Below are 13,043 nucleotides of genomic sequence, written 5' to 3' on the forward strand. Positions count from 1 at the left end.
TTAACGCCCGAAGCGCGGCTTCGCGGCGGTGGTGGGGTCGGACAGGGCGGCGCCCGACACGACAGGCTTCTTCAATTAAGGGGCGGGCAGCAGGCGGACGCTGCCCCGGTCCGGCCGGCACGCCGAAGGGCGGGCATCGGCCTAGGCGGCGGACGTGTCGGGAGGACGGTGGCGGATGCTGCCGCCGAACAAGCCCGGCTGCTTAAGCCGGACGATAAACACGCACATTGGTGTGCCCCTCGTTGAGCAGATGATGGGCATGCAGGCGGCTCATCACCCCTTTGTCGCAATACAGGAGGTACTGGCGGTTGGCGTCCAGTTCCTTGAAGCGGCTGTTGATCGCGTAGAACGGCAGCGCCTGGACTTCGACGCCTTCCAGGGCCAGGGGTTCGTCTTCCTGGGCATCAGGATGGCGGATATCGATGACAATCTGACCGGGCAGCACCTCGCCGACCTCTTCCACCTGCAGGTCCTGGCCGAGTTCGTCGATCACCCGGTCGACGGTGCGCTGGGTGGCGCGCTCCAGGGCGCGCTCGAGCACCGCCATGTCGAATTTCGACTCTTCGTGCTCGACGCGGTAGGGCTTGGCCTGGGTGGTCGGGTTCACCGAGATCACCCCGCAGTATTCCGGCATGTGCCGGGCGAACTCGGCGGTGCCGATCTGCCGGGCGGTGTCGATGATGTCCTGCTTGTGGCTGACGATCAGCGGGCGCAGCACCAGGGTGTCGGTAACCCGGTCGATCACCGAGAGGTTCGGCAGGGTCTGGCTGGACACCTGGGAGATCGCCTCGCCGGTCACCAGCGCGTCCAGCTCCAGGCGCTCGGCCACGCGGCTGGCGGCGCGCAGCATCATGCGCTTGAGGGTCACGCCCATATAGCTGTCGTCGACCTTGGTGAGGATCTCGCCGACCACTTCCTCGAACGGCACGCTGACGAACAGCACGCGCTGCGAGCGGCCGTACTTCTCCCACAGGTAGTGGGCGACTTCCATCACCCCCAATTCGTGGGCGCGCCCGCCGAGGTTGAAGAACACGAAGTGGCTGATCATCCCGCGGCGCATCATCTGGTAGGCCGCCACGGTCGAGTCGAAGCCGCCGGACATCAGCACCAGCACCTGCTCCAGCGCGCCCAGCGGATAGCCGCCCAGGCCCGGATGCTGGCGATGGATGACGAACAGGCGGTCGAGGCGGATTTCCATCCGCACCTCGACTTCCGGCTGCTTCAGGTCGATCCCGGCAGCCCCGCATTCGCGGCGCAGGCCGCTGCCGACGTAACGTTCCACCTCCATCGAGGTGAACGCGTGCTTGCCGGCGCGCTTGCAGCGCACGGCGAAGGTCTTGCCGGCCAACTGGTCGCCGAAATGCGCCTTGCACTTGGCGAGGATGTCGTCGAAATCGCCCAGCGGATACTCGTGGACCTCGAGGAAATGACCGATGCCCGGGGTGCAGGTCAGGCGCTCGATCATCTCGCGCCTGGCCTTGGCGTCGACCACGGCGGTCTCTACCTCAAGGTTGTCCCACTCGCCCTCGACCTTCAGCTCCGGGTCCAGGTCGCGCAGCACCGCGCGGATGTTCTTCGCCAACTGCCGGATGAAGCGCTTGCGCACCGGCCGGCTCTTGATGGTGATTTCCTGGAAGGTCTTGACGATGAGTTTCATGCGAGGGACGCGAACGCGCGGGGCGACGGAAAAAAAGGGGCGGAATTATATCTGAAATTGCTCACGTATTGAGCAGAAATATGCACAGTTATTTTTGCTGCACCAAAATGGAATGATGCACCAACATGGAGCACCATAACGGTGCACCCGAAGGCCGCCCAGCTACCCTGAAGAAGACCTGGCCCCGCCAAACATGGGGCCCTGCCCGATTCCGGGCACTGGCACGCAACTTGCTCACTTGTGAGGCAGGTTGCCCTGGCGGAGTATTCCGGCCGGCATCACCCGATACTGGGGCACAGAAAAAGCTCCCAGCTCTAATCCCTCCTGGAGGACAGCATGTCGTACAAGTCGCACCAACTGATCAAAGACCATGACGTGAAGTGGGTAGACCTGCGCTTCACCGATACCAAGGGCAAGCAGCAACACGTCACCATGCCGGCTCGCGACGCGCTGGACGATGAGTTCTTCGAAGCCGGCAAGATGTTCGACGGCTCCTCCATCGCCGGCTGGAAAGGCATCGAAGCCTCCGACATGATCCTGATGCCGGACGACAGCACCGCCGTCCTCGATCCGTTCACCGAAGAGCCGACCCTGATCCTGGTCTGCGACATCATCGAGCCGAGCACCATGCAAGGCTACGAGCGCGACCCGCGCAACATCGCCAAGCGCGCCGAGGAGTACCTGAAGTCCACCGGCATCGGCGACACCGTGTTCGTCGGCCCGGAGCCGGAGTTCTTCATCTTCGACGAAGTGAAGTTCAAGTCCGACATCTCCGGCTCGATGTTCAAGATCTTCTCCGAGCAGGCTTCCTGGAACACCGACGCCGACATCGAGTCCGGCAACAAGGGCCATCGCCCGGGCGTGAAGGGCGGCTACTTCCCGGTACCGCCGGTCGACCACGACCATGAAATCCGCACCGCCATGTGCAACGCCCTGGAAGAAATGGGCCTGGTGGTCGAAGTCCACCACCACGAAGTGGCAACCGCCGGCCAGAACGAGATCGGCGTGAAGTTCAACACCCTGGTCGCCAAGGCCGACGAAGTGCAGACCCTGAAGTACTGCGTGCACAACGTCGCCGACGCCTACGGCAAGACCGTGACCTTCATGCCGAAGCCGCTGTACGGCGACAACGGCTCGGGCATGCACGTGCACATGTCGATCTCCAAGGACGGCAAGAACACCTTCGCCGGCGAAGGCTATGCCGGCCTGTCCGAGACCGCCCTGTACTTCATCGGCGGCATCATCAAGCACGGCAAGGCCCTGAACGGCTTCACCAACCCCTCGACCAACTCCTACAAGCGCCTGGTCCCGGGCTTCGAAGCTCCGGTGATGCTGGCCTACTCGGCGCGCAACCGTTCCGCCTCGATCCGTATCCCCTACGTATCCAGCCCGAAGGCCCGCCGTATCGAAGCGCGCTTCCCGGACCCGGCAGCCAACCCCTACCTGGCCTTCGCCGCGCTGCTGATGGCCGGCCTGGACGGCATCCAGAACAAGATCCACCCCGGCGATGCCGCCGACAAGAACCTGTACGACCTGCCGCCGGAAGAGGCGAAGGAAATCCCGCAGGTTTGCGGCAGCCTGAAAGAGGCGCTGGAAGAACTCGACAAGGGCCGCGCGTTCCTGACCAAGGGCGGCGTGTTCACCGACGAGTTCATCGATGCCTACATCGAGCTGAAGAGCGAAGAAGAGATCAAGGTGCGCACCTTCGTGCACCCGCTGGAATACGACCTGTACTACAGCGTCTGATCCACCCTTTCCTATAACAACGAGTCACCCTCTTGAGGCCTCCTTCGGGAGGCCTTTTTTATGGGCCGGCCCATGGAGAAACGCAAAGTTCGCCGCGCCGTTCGGTTAGACTTGCCGCGCTCCCCGCCCCAAGGATAAGGACCGTCCATGCGTCACTCTCTCTGGCTCCTGCTTGCCGCCATCCTCAGCCTGCCCGCCCAGGCCGCCACCGAATGCCGCGATATCCACGACCGCGACCTGCGGCGCATGTGCAACGCACTGGAACGCGGCGACAGCGGGGATTGCGGCGACATCGACAGCCGCGACCTGCGGCGTTACTGCGGCGCGCTGCTGGCGCCGGGACAGCGCTACGACTGCGACGACATCCGCGACGGCGACACGCGCCGCCAGTGCCGCGCCATCGTCCGCGGCGACCGCAAGCGCTGCGACGACATCGACAGCCGCGACATGCGCCGCCAGTGCCGGGCCGTGGTATCGCGTGCGCCGTGGCAGTGCGACGGCATCGACGACCGCGACATGCGCCGCATCTGCCGGGTCATCCTGTCGCGCTAGATGCCGCCGTCCGCCGGCGTTCCCTGCTCGTCCGGTTCCGCGGATTTCGCCTTGGGCGCCCGGCTCAACTGTACGTTGAGACGCGGCATGGACAGTTCGAGGCCGGCCTGGTCGAGGCGCCGACGCAGGCGCAGGTTGAACGCCCGCTGGACCTCCCACTGCTTGATCGGCGCGGTCTTGAAGCGGAAGCGCAGGATCGCCTGGCCGTTGTCGAAACTCTCCACGCCCTGCAATTCCATCGGCGACCACAGGTTGCGGTAGACCGCCGGGTCGCTGCGCAGCTCCATCGCGACCTCGCGCACCAGCGCCACCGCGTCGTCGATCGGCATGCTCGCCGGCACCGGCCAGCGGAACATCGCGTAGCCGAACTGGCGCGAGTAGTTCTTGATGCTCTTGATCTCGCTGAACGGGATGGTATGCACCACGCCGTCCAGGTCGCGCAGGCGCACGGTACGGATAGTCAGGCCCTCGACCGTGCCAAGGTGGCCGCCGACGTCGACGTAGTCGTCGATCGACAGCGAGTCCTCGATGATGATGAACAGGCCGGTGATCAGGTCCGCCACCAGCGACTGCGCACCGAAGCCGATGGCCAGGCCGATCACGCCGGCACCGGCCAGCAGCGGGGTGACGTTCATGCCCATGTTGGCCAGGGCGACGATCAGGGCGATCACCGCGATGGTGGCGAACAGCACGTTGCGGATCAGCGGCAGCATGGTCAGCGCGCGGGTGTTCGGCCGGCTCTTGCCGCCCAGGCCGAGGCTGTGCTGGATCGCGGTATCGGTGAGGATCCAGATCAGCCAGGCGACCAGCAGGGTGGTGCCGAAGCTGACCACCTTCATGCTGATCTGCTCGCCCTCGCCTTCCGCATAGCGAATCAGCGACATGCCCCAGACGCGCAAGGCGACCTCGATGAAGAACAGCACCACGAAGATGTGCAGCAGGGTGTAGCCGAAGCTTTGCAACTGCTCGATGTACGGCGCGCTGCGGCGCGGGCCGGCGCCGACCCGACTGGAACGGCGGCGGATCAGCCCGATCACGGTCATCGCCACCACCGCCAGCACCGCGCAGACCAGCGCCCGGCGCAACGCCGAACTGCTGTCGCCGGCGGAAACGAAGGTGGCGAACAGGGAAATCCCCACCAGCACCAGCACCGGCACGAACCACAGCGAGCCGACCAGTTGCACCAGGTCGTGCAGGCTACGGCGCTTGAGGCGGCGCTCCAGCGGCTGGTTGCGGATCAGGTGGGCGATCGGCCGGCGGAAACGCATCACGAATAGCGCGGTGAACAGCGCGGCGCTGGCGTTGGCCAGGGTACTCAGGCAGATCGAGGTGTGCTCGCCGAGGCCGGCGATCAGCCGCGGATCGTGGGCGACCTCGCCCAGCGCGGCGAGGCTGCCGATCAGCCACAACGGGCGGAACGCCTGGCGCCGCAGGATATCCAGGGCGCGCTGGCGGTGCGGGCCACTGAGCAGCGAGAGGGAAATCACGCACAGCGCGGAGAACAGCGTGCCGCAAACCAGCACATAGGCCATGACCATCGCCAGGGTCTTGCTCAGGGAGTCCGGCAGCACCACCGACAGGTACAGGGTGATGAGGAAGGCCACCAGCCAGGGCCCCAGCTTGCGCAGGGAAAACAGCAGCAGGTCGCGGGTCTTCGGATGCTGCGGCAACTCCGCCGACAGGCCGAAGCGCTCGCGCATGCGCCGGCTGAGCCAGAGCAGCGCGCTGGCCAGGCAGGCCCAGAGGAGGATCACCACCGAAAAATCGAAGACCATCGCCGGCAGGTCGCGCCAACTGGGAAAGCGCTCCTCGAGTTCGGCACGCGCCAGCTGGAACTGGTTGCCCCATAACGCGACCGGGCTGTTCGCGCCCTGGAACTGCTTTTCCAGGCTGGTCAGGGTATCGCCGATCAGCCCCAGCACCCCACCCTCGCTTTCCTTGCCTTTCTTGGTCACGTCGCGCAGCTGTTTCAGCTTTTTCAGCAGGTCGGCGCGCTGCCTGTCGTTCTCCAGGGTCTGGATGACCTGGTTCAGCGATTGTTCCAACTGCGCATCGCTGACCTTCTCGCCACCGGAGGAACTCCCCGCCAACGGGTTCGGCAGCGCCGCGGCGCCCGGCGGCGAGTAGAACAGGGCCGCGCAGAGGCACAGCAGCAGGGCCGCCAGGACGCGGGAGCGAAGGGTGAAGCGGGCGAAGATCGGCACGAGAAAGGCAGTCCCCAAGGTGAGAAACCGAAACAGCCGCATCATACAAGCCGGACACCCGCCGTTTCGAACGGGGCCGCCGGCCGGCGGCGCAAGCACAGACACTCTGGCGCAACGAGGGTTCGCCCCGCCAGTGCCGGCTGAGACGAACGCAGCCGCGCGGCGGGGCACAGCGACCGCCAACGTGCCCCAGCGCACACCTTCGAATACCCGCATGCCGCACAATGCACGGCTTGCCAGCGCGCCGATGCGGTGCAACGCTTGGCAGGTTCACCCGGAGACCGTCCATGCGCCTGATCACCAGCTGCCTGCTCCTGGCCGCCGCCCTGCCGGCCATGGCGCAGATCTACCAATACACCGACGCCAACGGCAACAAGGTATTCACCAACCAGCCGCCAGACGGGGTGCAGGCGCAGACCGTCGAACTGCAGCCGACCAATACCGTAGGAATCGACACGCCGGAAAAGTCCTCCGCGGGCAATGCCCCGGCCGCCGATAGCGAGGCTGCCGCCTACGAGATCCTTGCCCTCAGCGACCTCCCCACGGAAGAGGCGCTGCGCGCCAACAACGGCACCTTCAACGTCAGCGTCAGCATCCGCCCGGCCCTGCACAGCGGCCACCAGTTGCAACTGGTGCTGGACGGCAAACCCTACGGCACGCCCAGCGGCGGCACCCGCTTCACCCTGCACGAGATCGACCGCGGCGACCACAGCCTCGCGGTACAGGTACTCAACGGCGAACGGGTGCTGCAATCCAGCCCGCCGGTGACCTTCACCGTGCAGCGCGTGCACCTCGGGAAGAAGCGATGATCCCGCGCATTCTCGGCGCCCTCCTGCTGTGCCTGGCCTGCGCCGCGCAAGCGGGGGTCTACACCTACATCGACGCCGAGGGCAACCGCGTCTACACCGACCAGCCGCCCAGCGGGCGCAAGGCCCAACGCGTCGAACTGGCACCGGGCAACAGCGTGGCACCACCGGGCATACGCTATCGTCCGCCCGCCGCGCCGCTGGAGGTGAAGCCGCCGGCCTACCAGCTACTGCGCATCCTCTTCCCCGAACCGGACGCAACCCTGCGCGCCAACAGCGGCGACGTCATCGTCACCGTCACCAGCGAGCCGGCGCTGCTGCCCGGCCATCGCTATCGCCTGCTGCTCGACGGCAAGCCTGCCGGAGCGCCGGGACGCAGCCCGGTGTTCCCGTTGAAGAACCTCGATCGCGGCACCCACCAGGTCGCAGTGGAAATCATCGATGGCGACGGCATGACCGTCGAAAGCACCCCGAGCCAGCCCTTCCACCTGCATCGAGTGAGCATCGCCGGCCAACCCCTGCCGGAGGTCGATACGCCGCTGGTCAGCGCGGTACAGCCGAGCGAGCGCTAGCCGAACTTCCCCTGCCCACTCCGCCGTGGGCGGGATTTTCCGGTTTTTTTCCCGACTCTCCTGGCGAAAACGCCGCCGGCCACGTCAACGCACCAGATTGGTGCGATTACCCGCACCACTTTCTATACTGTCCCCATTTCGGGTCACCGCTCGTCGCCGAAAACCTTCCCGGCGCACCTCTAGCCAGCGCCTCGGCAGAAAAAACGCGCCTTTTCGGCGCCTGGTTTGCTTTTTGCATTTTCCTGCCCAACCTTGGAACAGCTGCCCGCCATGCCGACCGATACCCTGCACCGACTGTTGCTCGACAACCTGACCACCGCGGTGATCCTGCTCAACGGCGAACTGCGCCTGGAGTACATGAACCCGGCAGCGGAGATGCTCCTGGCCGTGAGCGGCCAGCGCAGCCACGGGCAATTCATCAGCGAGCTGTTCACCGAATCGCCGGAAGCCTTGAACTCGCTGCGCCAGGCGGTGGAACAGGCGCATCCGTTCACCAAGCGCGAAGCGACCCTGACCTCTATCACCGGCGTCAGCATCACGGTCGACTATGCGGTGACGCCCATCCTCAACCGCAACGAGACGCTGCTGCTGCTCGAGGTCCATCCGCGCGACCGGCTGATGCGGATCACCCGCGAAGAAGCACAGCTGTCCAAACAGGAGACCACCAAGCTGCTGGTGCGCGGGCTCGCCCACGAGATCAAGAACCCGCTCGGCGGCATCCGCGGCGCAGCGCAACTACTATCCCGCGAGCTGCCGGAAGAGTCGCTGAAGGACTACACCAACGTCATCATCGAAGAAGCCGACCGGTTGCGGAACCTGGTGGACCGCATGCTCGGCTCGAACAAACTGCCGAACCTGGCGCCGACCAACATCCATGAAGTGCTGGAGCGGGTCAGCAGCCTGGTGGAAGCGGAGAGCCAGGGCAGCATCACCCTGGTCCGCGACTACGACCCGAGCATCCCCGACCTGCTGCTCGACCGCGAGCAAATGATCCAGGCCGTGCTCAACATGGTACGCAACGCCATGCAGGCGATCGCCGGGCAGAACGACCTGCGCCTCGGTCGCATCACCCTGCGCAGCCGTACCCTGCGCCAGTTCACCATCGGCCACACGCGTCACCGCCTGGTGTGCAAGGTGGAGATCATCGACAACGGCCCGGGCATTCCGGCCGAGCTCCAGGAAACCATCTTCTACCCCATGGTCAGCGGCCGTCCGGACGGTACCGGACTCGGCCTGGCCATCGCCCAGAACATCATCAGCCAGCACCAGGGGCTGATTGAATGCGAGAGCCACCCCGGCCATACCGTGTTCAGTCTGTTCCTGCCCCTGGAACAAGGAGTGCATTGACCATGAGCCGATCAGAGACCGTCTGGATCGTCGACGACGACCGCTCCATCCGCTGGGTACTGGAAAAGGCCCTGCAACAGGAAGGCATGACCACGGTGAGCTTCGACAGCGCCGACAGCGTGATCGGCCGCCTCGGCCGGCAGCAGCCGGACGTGATCATCTCCGATATCCGCATGCCCGGCGCCAGCGGCCTCGACCTGCTGGCGCAGATCCGCGAACTGCATCCGCGCCTGCCGGTGATCATCATGACCGCGCATTCCGACCTCGACAGCGCGGTGGCCTCCTACCAGGGCGGCGCCTTCGAATACCTGCCCAAGCCGTTCGACGTCGACGAGGCGGTCTCCCTGGTCAAGCGCGCCAACCAGCACGCCCAGGAGCAGCAGGGCCTGGAGCTGCCGGCGAACCAGGCGCGCACGCCGGAGATCATCGGCGAGGCGCCGGCGATGCAGGAGGTATTCCGCGCCATCGGCCGCCTCAGCCATTCCAACATCACCGTGCTGATCAACGGCGAATCGGGTACCGGCAAGGAGCTGGTCGCCCATGCCCTGCATCGCCACAGCCCGCGCGCAGCCTCGCCATTCATCGCGCTGAACATGGCGGCGATCCCCAAGGACCTGATGGAGTCCGAGCTGTTCGGCCATGAGAAGGGCGCCTTCACCGGGGCCGCCGCCCAGCGCCGCGGACGCTTCGAGCAGGCCGATGGCGGCACCCTGTTCCTCGACGAGATCGGCGACATGCCGGCCGACACCCAGACCCGCCTGCTGCGCGTCCTGGCCGACGGCGAGTTCTACCGGGTCGGCGGGCACACGCCGGTGAAGGTCGACGTGAGGATCATCGCCGCCACCCACCAGAACCTGGAAAGCCTGGTGCGCGACGGCAAGTTCCGCGAGGACCTGTTCCATCGCCTGAACGTGATCCGCATCCACATCCCGCGGCTGGCCGACCGCCGCGAGGACATCCCGGCGCTGGCCCGGCACTTCCTCAGCCGCGCCGCCCAGGAGCTGGCGGTGGAACCCAAGCTGCTGAAGGCGGAAACCGAGGAGTACCTGAAGAACCTCGGCTGGCCGGGCAACGTCCGACAACTGGAGAACACCTGCCGCTGGATCACCGTGATGGCCTCCGGCCGCGAGGTGCACATCGACGACCTGCCGCCGGAGCTGCTGACCCAGCCGCAGGACAGCGCGCCGGCGGCGAACTGGGAACAGGCCCTGCGCCAGTGGGCCGACCAGGCGCTGGGCCGCGGCCAGTCGAACCTGCTGGACAGCGCCGTGCCGGCCTTCGAACGGATCATGATAGAAACCGCCCTCAAGCACACCGCCGGCCGCCGCCGCGATGCCGCCGTGCTGCTCGGCTGGGGCCGCAATACCCTGACCCGCAAGATCAAGGAGCTGGGGATGAACGTCGATGGAGCCGACGACGAAGGCGACGACTGAAGCGCCACTGCTCCCATGAGCGACCCAACGGGGCCTTCGGGCTCCGTTTTTCATGGTCCGTCGCGCGCCCCTGCCAAGCGAGACGCCGCCCCGGCCTCGGCAGAGCGCCCGCCCGGCACCACCGGTCAAACCATGGCGTAGGGCGAATAACCGCATCGCGGTTATCCGCCGATTGTGCAGGGCCGCGGCGGATAACGCCTATGGCGTTATTCGCCCTACCGTCCGCAACACAGCCCCAGCCTCGGCAGAGCGCCCGCCCGGCACCGTCGATCAAACCGTGGCGTAGGGCGAATAACCGCATCGCGGTTATCCGCCGGTTATGCAGGGCCGCGGCGGATAACGCCGCTGGCGTTATTCGCCCTACCGTCCGCAGCACAGCCCCAGCCTCGGCAGAGCGCCCGCCCGGCACCGTCGATCAAACCGTGGCGTAGGGCGAATAACCGCATCGCGGTTATCCGCCGGTTCGGCGGGGCAGCGGCCCTTGCCCGGATTTTGGGCAGCGTGCACCAGCAGGCGACAAATCGGCATCAATCGCTGGCGGAAAAGCCCGCTCCGTCATTTTTCCGCAATCGACTTCCCACAAACCCCTGGGATGCCGCCAAGCCCTTGATCCACGGGCTTCCAGAGGCATTCATCACCAGCTCGCCCACAGACTTATCCACAACCCTTCAGGAAAGCGAGCGCGCCGCCAGCGTCTCATGAGAATTGGCACAGCCCCTGCATTGGAGCAGATAACGAAGATTTCGGGGGCCTCGGTACAGGCAGGCTGGGGAATCCCCTCTTTTACACCCGGCGGCAGACGCAGCATCCGCGCGCAACCGCCACACCCGTTTCGGGGACCTCGGTACAGGCAGGCTGAGAACTCCCCTCTTTTATGCCCGGCGGCAGCGCAGCGATCCGCGCCTCCGCCCTCCCGTTTGGGGACCTCGGTACAGGCAGGCTGAGAATTCCCCCTTTTATTCCCGGCCGTCGCGCTCCTGCAGTTCGACGACCAGGCGCCAGCCCTCGCCGTCCTCCGACCACTGCCAGCGCCCCTGCAAGGGGCGGGTCGAGACCAGGCTCAACAGCAGCGCCTTTCCCTCCTCGCGGACGCGCCAGCGCAACGGCTGGCCCAACCATCGCCCGTCTCCCTGCTGCGCCGCGCCCCGGGCGACGATGCGCAACGTCAGGGCACCCTCCACCCGTGCCGCCGTAACCGCAGCCTGGCGATCGAAGCGCAGGACCAGGCCCTGCTCGCTCTCCCCGACCGCCAGCAGTTGCGGCGCAGACGTCGGCAGCGAAGCGGGGCCGAACAACCTGCCGAGCATCAGCCCGAACAACAACCCGGCAAGCACCAGCGCACCCCAGACTTTCCAGCGCTGGCGCCGCAGATCGTCGATGGCGGAGGTAGAATGCCGCCCGTTATCTGCTCCGGAGCCCTGCATGTTCCACGTCATCCTGTTTCAACCGGAGATTCCTCCGAATACCGGCAACATTATCAGGCTCTGCGCCAACGCCGGATGCAGTCTGCACCTGATCGAGCCGCTCGGTTTCGAACTGGACGACAAGCGCTTGCGCCGTGCCGGCCTCGACTACCACGAATACGCCAGCGTACGCCGCTACCCGGATCTGCAGAGCTGCCTCGAGGCCCTCGGCCAGCCACGCCTGTTCGCCTTCACCACCAAGGGGTCGCGGGCCTTCCACGAAGTGGCCTACCAGCGCGGCGATGCCTTCCTCTTCGGCCCGGAAAGCCGCGGACTGCCGGAGGACGTGCGCAACGCCCTGCCAACCGATCGGCGCCTGCGCCTGCCGATGCGCGAAGGCTGCCGTAGCCTGAACCTGTCCAACACGGTGGCGGTGACCGTCTACGAAGCCTGGCGCCAGCTCGGCTTCGCCATGGACTGAGCCGGCCGGCAGGCATGAAAAAGCCCGCGCAAGGCGGGCTTTCTCGCAAGCGCTGGGCTTACTGGACCGACGGCGTCGGGATTTCGCCGGAGGCCTGCATGCGGGCGATTTCCTGGGCGTAGAGAGCGTCGAAGTTCACCGGCGACAGCATCAGCGCCGGGAACGAACCGCGTACCACCAGGTTGTCCAGGGCTTCGCGAGCGTACGGGAAGAGGATGTTCGGGCAGAACGCGCCGAGGGTATGGCTCATGCTCGACGGATCGAGGTTCTTGATCAGGAAGATGCCGGCCTGCTGCACTTCGGCGATGAAGGCAGTGGTGTCCTCGCCGTTCTTCACGGTCACCGATACGGTCAGGACCACTTCGTAGAAGTCGCCGTCCAGCTGCTTCTGGCGGGTGTTCAGGTCCAGGCTGATGGACGGGTTCCATTCCTGGCGGAAGATTTCCGGGGACTTCGGCGACTCGAACGACAGGTCGCGCAGGTAGATGCGCTGCAGGGAGAACTGGGGTTGCTGCTCGTCGGCAGCGCCGTTGGTAGCTTGCTCGGTCATTTTCGGGCCTTCCCTTGGGTCAATTCATGAATGGTTTCAGGCAGACAGCAGCGCGTCCAGCTTGCCGGCGCGCTCCAGTGCATGAAGGTCGTCGCAGCCGCCGACATGGGTCTCGCCGATCCAGATCTGCGGCACGGTGGTCGATCCCGCCTTGCGTGCCAGCTCGGCGCGCAGTTCGGGCTTGCCGTCGCAGGCGATCTCCTGGAAGTCCACGCCCTTGCGTTGCAGCAGCTGCTTGGCGCGGATGCAGTACGGACACCAGGCGGTGGTGTAGATCACGACGGGCGGCATG

Annotated in this window: 12 protein-coding genes; 7 read left to right on the top strand and 5 right to left on the bottom strand. The window is 65.9% G+C overall.

What is annotated here, in order from left to right; translation table 11 throughout:
• Positions 1-202 precede the first annotated feature (202 nt).
• A complete protein-coding gene (thiI, locus tag VQ065_RS29305; protein WP_003096011.1) occupies positions 203-1,657 on the bottom strand; it encodes a tRNA uracil 4-sulfurtransferase ThiI in 1,455 nt (484 codons plus the stop codon).
• Between the two features lie 336 nt (positions 1,658-1,993).
• On the opposite strand from thiI, the gene glnA reads away from it, so the two are divergent.
• A complete protein-coding gene (gene glnA / locus VQ065_RS29310) occupies positions 1,994-3,403 on the top strand; it encodes a glutamate--ammonia ligase (RefSeq protein WP_003096016.1) in 1,410 nt (469 codons plus the stop codon).
• Positions 3,404-3,550: 147 nt separating this feature from the next.
• The gene (locus VQ065_RS29315) at positions 3,551-3,955 is read left to right on the top strand and encodes a hypothetical protein (protein WP_003096019.1); all 405 of its coding nucleotides are present in this window, start codon (positions 3,551-3,553) and stop codon (positions 3,953-3,955) included.
• Here the strand turns inward: VQ065_RS29315 and VQ065_RS29320 are convergent.
• Entirely contained in the window at positions 3,952-6,159 is a 2,208-nt protein-coding gene (locus tag VQ065_RS29320) for a mechanosensitive ion channel family protein (protein WP_003096022.1), read from the bottom strand. The genes VQ065_RS29315 and VQ065_RS29320 overlap by 4 nt on opposite strands.
• Before the next feature lie 287 nt (positions 6,160-6,446).
• On the opposite strand from VQ065_RS29320, the gene VQ065_RS29325 reads away from it, so the two are divergent.
• The 4 genes from VQ065_RS29325 (at position 6,447) to ntrC (ending at position 10,317) form a co-directional block, all read left to right on the top strand.
• Entirely contained in the window at positions 6,447-6,968 is a 522-nt protein-coding gene (locus VQ065_RS29325) for a DUF4124 domain-containing protein (RefSeq protein ID WP_003096024.1), read from the top strand.
• Positions 6,965-7,537: a DUF4124 domain-containing protein gene (locus VQ065_RS29330; RefSeq protein WP_003096027.1), complete on the top strand. Its 573-nt coding sequence runs from the start codon at positions 6,965-6,967 to the stop codon at positions 7,535-7,537. Before VQ065_RS29325 ends, VQ065_RS29330 begins: the two co-directional genes overlap by 4 nt.
• Before the next feature lie 270 nt (positions 7,538-7,807).
• Positions 7,808-8,884 carry a two-component system sensor histidine kinase NtrB gene (gene ntrB / locus VQ065_RS29335; protein ID WP_003096033.1) on the top strand — a complete coding sequence of 359 codons (1,077 nt, stop codon included), beginning with the start codon at positions 7,808-7,810 and terminating at the stop codon, positions 8,882-8,884.
• A gap of 2 nt (positions 8,885-8,886) precedes the next feature.
• On the top strand, positions 8,887-10,317 hold the full coding sequence (ntrC, locus tag VQ065_RS29340) for a two-component system response regulator NtrC (RefSeq protein WP_003104661.1): 1,431 nt from the start codon (positions 8,887-8,889) through the stop codon (positions 10,315-10,317).
• A 956-nt stretch (positions 10,318-11,273) separates the two neighbouring features.
• On the opposite strand, the gene VQ065_RS29345 is transcribed toward ntrC, so the two are convergent.
• A complete protein-coding gene (locus tag VQ065_RS29345) occupies positions 11,274-11,741 on the bottom strand; it encodes a hypothetical protein (RefSeq protein ID WP_003096038.1) in 468 nt (155 codons plus the stop codon).
• On the opposite strand from VQ065_RS29345, the gene trmL reads away from it, so the two are divergent.
• Positions 11,740-12,201, top strand: coding sequence for a tRNA (uridine(34)/cytosine(34)/5-carboxymethylaminomethyluridine(34)-2'-O)-methyltransferase TrmL (trmL, locus tag VQ065_RS29350; protein ID WP_003096047.1), 462 nt, complete (start codon positions 11,740-11,742; stop codon positions 12,199-12,201). The two genes, VQ065_RS29345 and trmL, sit on opposite strands and share 2 nt — an antisense overlap.
• Positions 12,202-12,259: 58 nt before the next feature.
• Here the strand turns inward: trmL and secB are convergent, their stop codons facing one another.
• Together secB and grxC are read right to left on the bottom strand one after the other, a co-directional pair.
• The gene (secB, locus tag VQ065_RS29355) at positions 12,260-12,751 is read right to left on the bottom strand and encodes a protein-export chaperone SecB (RefSeq protein ID WP_003096050.1); all 492 of its coding nucleotides are present in this window, start codon (positions 12,749-12,751) and stop codon (positions 12,260-12,262) included.
• Between the two features lie 36 nt (positions 12,752-12,787).
• Positions 12,788-13,042, bottom strand: coding sequence for a glutaredoxin 3 (grxC, locus tag VQ065_RS29360; RefSeq protein ID WP_003096057.1), 255 nt, complete (start codon positions 13,040-13,042; stop codon positions 12,788-12,790).
• Position 13,043 lies beyond the last annotated feature (1 nt).

The sequence above is a fragment of the Pseudomonas sp. KBN10P06128 genome (assembly GCF_037574945.1).
Taxonomy (GTDB): Bacteria; Pseudomonadota; Gammaproteobacteria; order Pseudomonadales; family Pseudomonadaceae; genus Pseudomonas; species Pseudomonas aeruginosa.

What these genes read in the sequence shown, in the direction of transcription:
- thiI (WP_003096011.1), bottom strand. Translation starts at nt 1,657, where the DNA reads ATGAAACTCATCGTCAAGACCTTCCAGGAAATCACCATCAAGAGCCGG.
- glnA (WP_003096016.1), top strand. Translation starts at nt 1,994, where the DNA reads ATGTCGTACAAGTCGCACCAACTGATCAAAGACCATGACGTGAAGTGG.
- VQ065_RS29315 (WP_003096019.1), top strand. Translation starts at nt 3,551, where the DNA reads ATGCGTCACTCTCTCTGGCTCCTGCTTGCCGCCATCCTCAGCCTGCCC.
- VQ065_RS29325 (WP_003096024.1), top strand. Translation starts at nt 6,447, where the DNA reads ATGCGCCTGATCACCAGCTGCCTGCTCCTGGCCGCCGCCCTGCCGGCC.
- VQ065_RS29330 (WP_003096027.1), top strand. Translation starts at nt 6,965, where the DNA reads ATGATCCCGCGCATTCTCGGCGCCCTCCTGCTGTGCCTGGCCTGCGCC.
- ntrB (WP_003096033.1), top strand. Translation starts at nt 7,808, where the DNA reads ATGCCGACCGATACCCTGCACCGACTGTTGCTCGACAACCTGACCACC.
- ntrC (WP_003104661.1), top strand. Translation starts at nt 8,887, where the DNA reads ATGAGCCGATCAGAGACCGTCTGGATCGTCGACGACGACCGCTCCATC.
- trmL (WP_003096047.1), top strand. Translation starts at nt 11,740, where the DNA reads ATGTTCCACGTCATCCTGTTTCAACCGGAGATTCCTCCGAATACCGGC.
- VQ065_RS29345 (WP_003096038.1), bottom strand. Translation starts at nt 11,741, where the DNA reads ATGCAGGGCTCCGGAGCAGATAACGGGCGGCATTCTACCTCCGCCATC.
- secB (WP_003096050.1), bottom strand. Translation starts at nt 12,751, where the DNA reads ATGACCGAGCAAGCTACCAACGGCGCTGCCGACGAGCAGCAACCCCAG.
- grxC (WP_003096057.1), bottom strand. Translation starts at nt 13,042, where the DNA reads ATGCCGCCCGTCGTGATCTACACCACCGCCTGGTGTCCGTACTGCATC.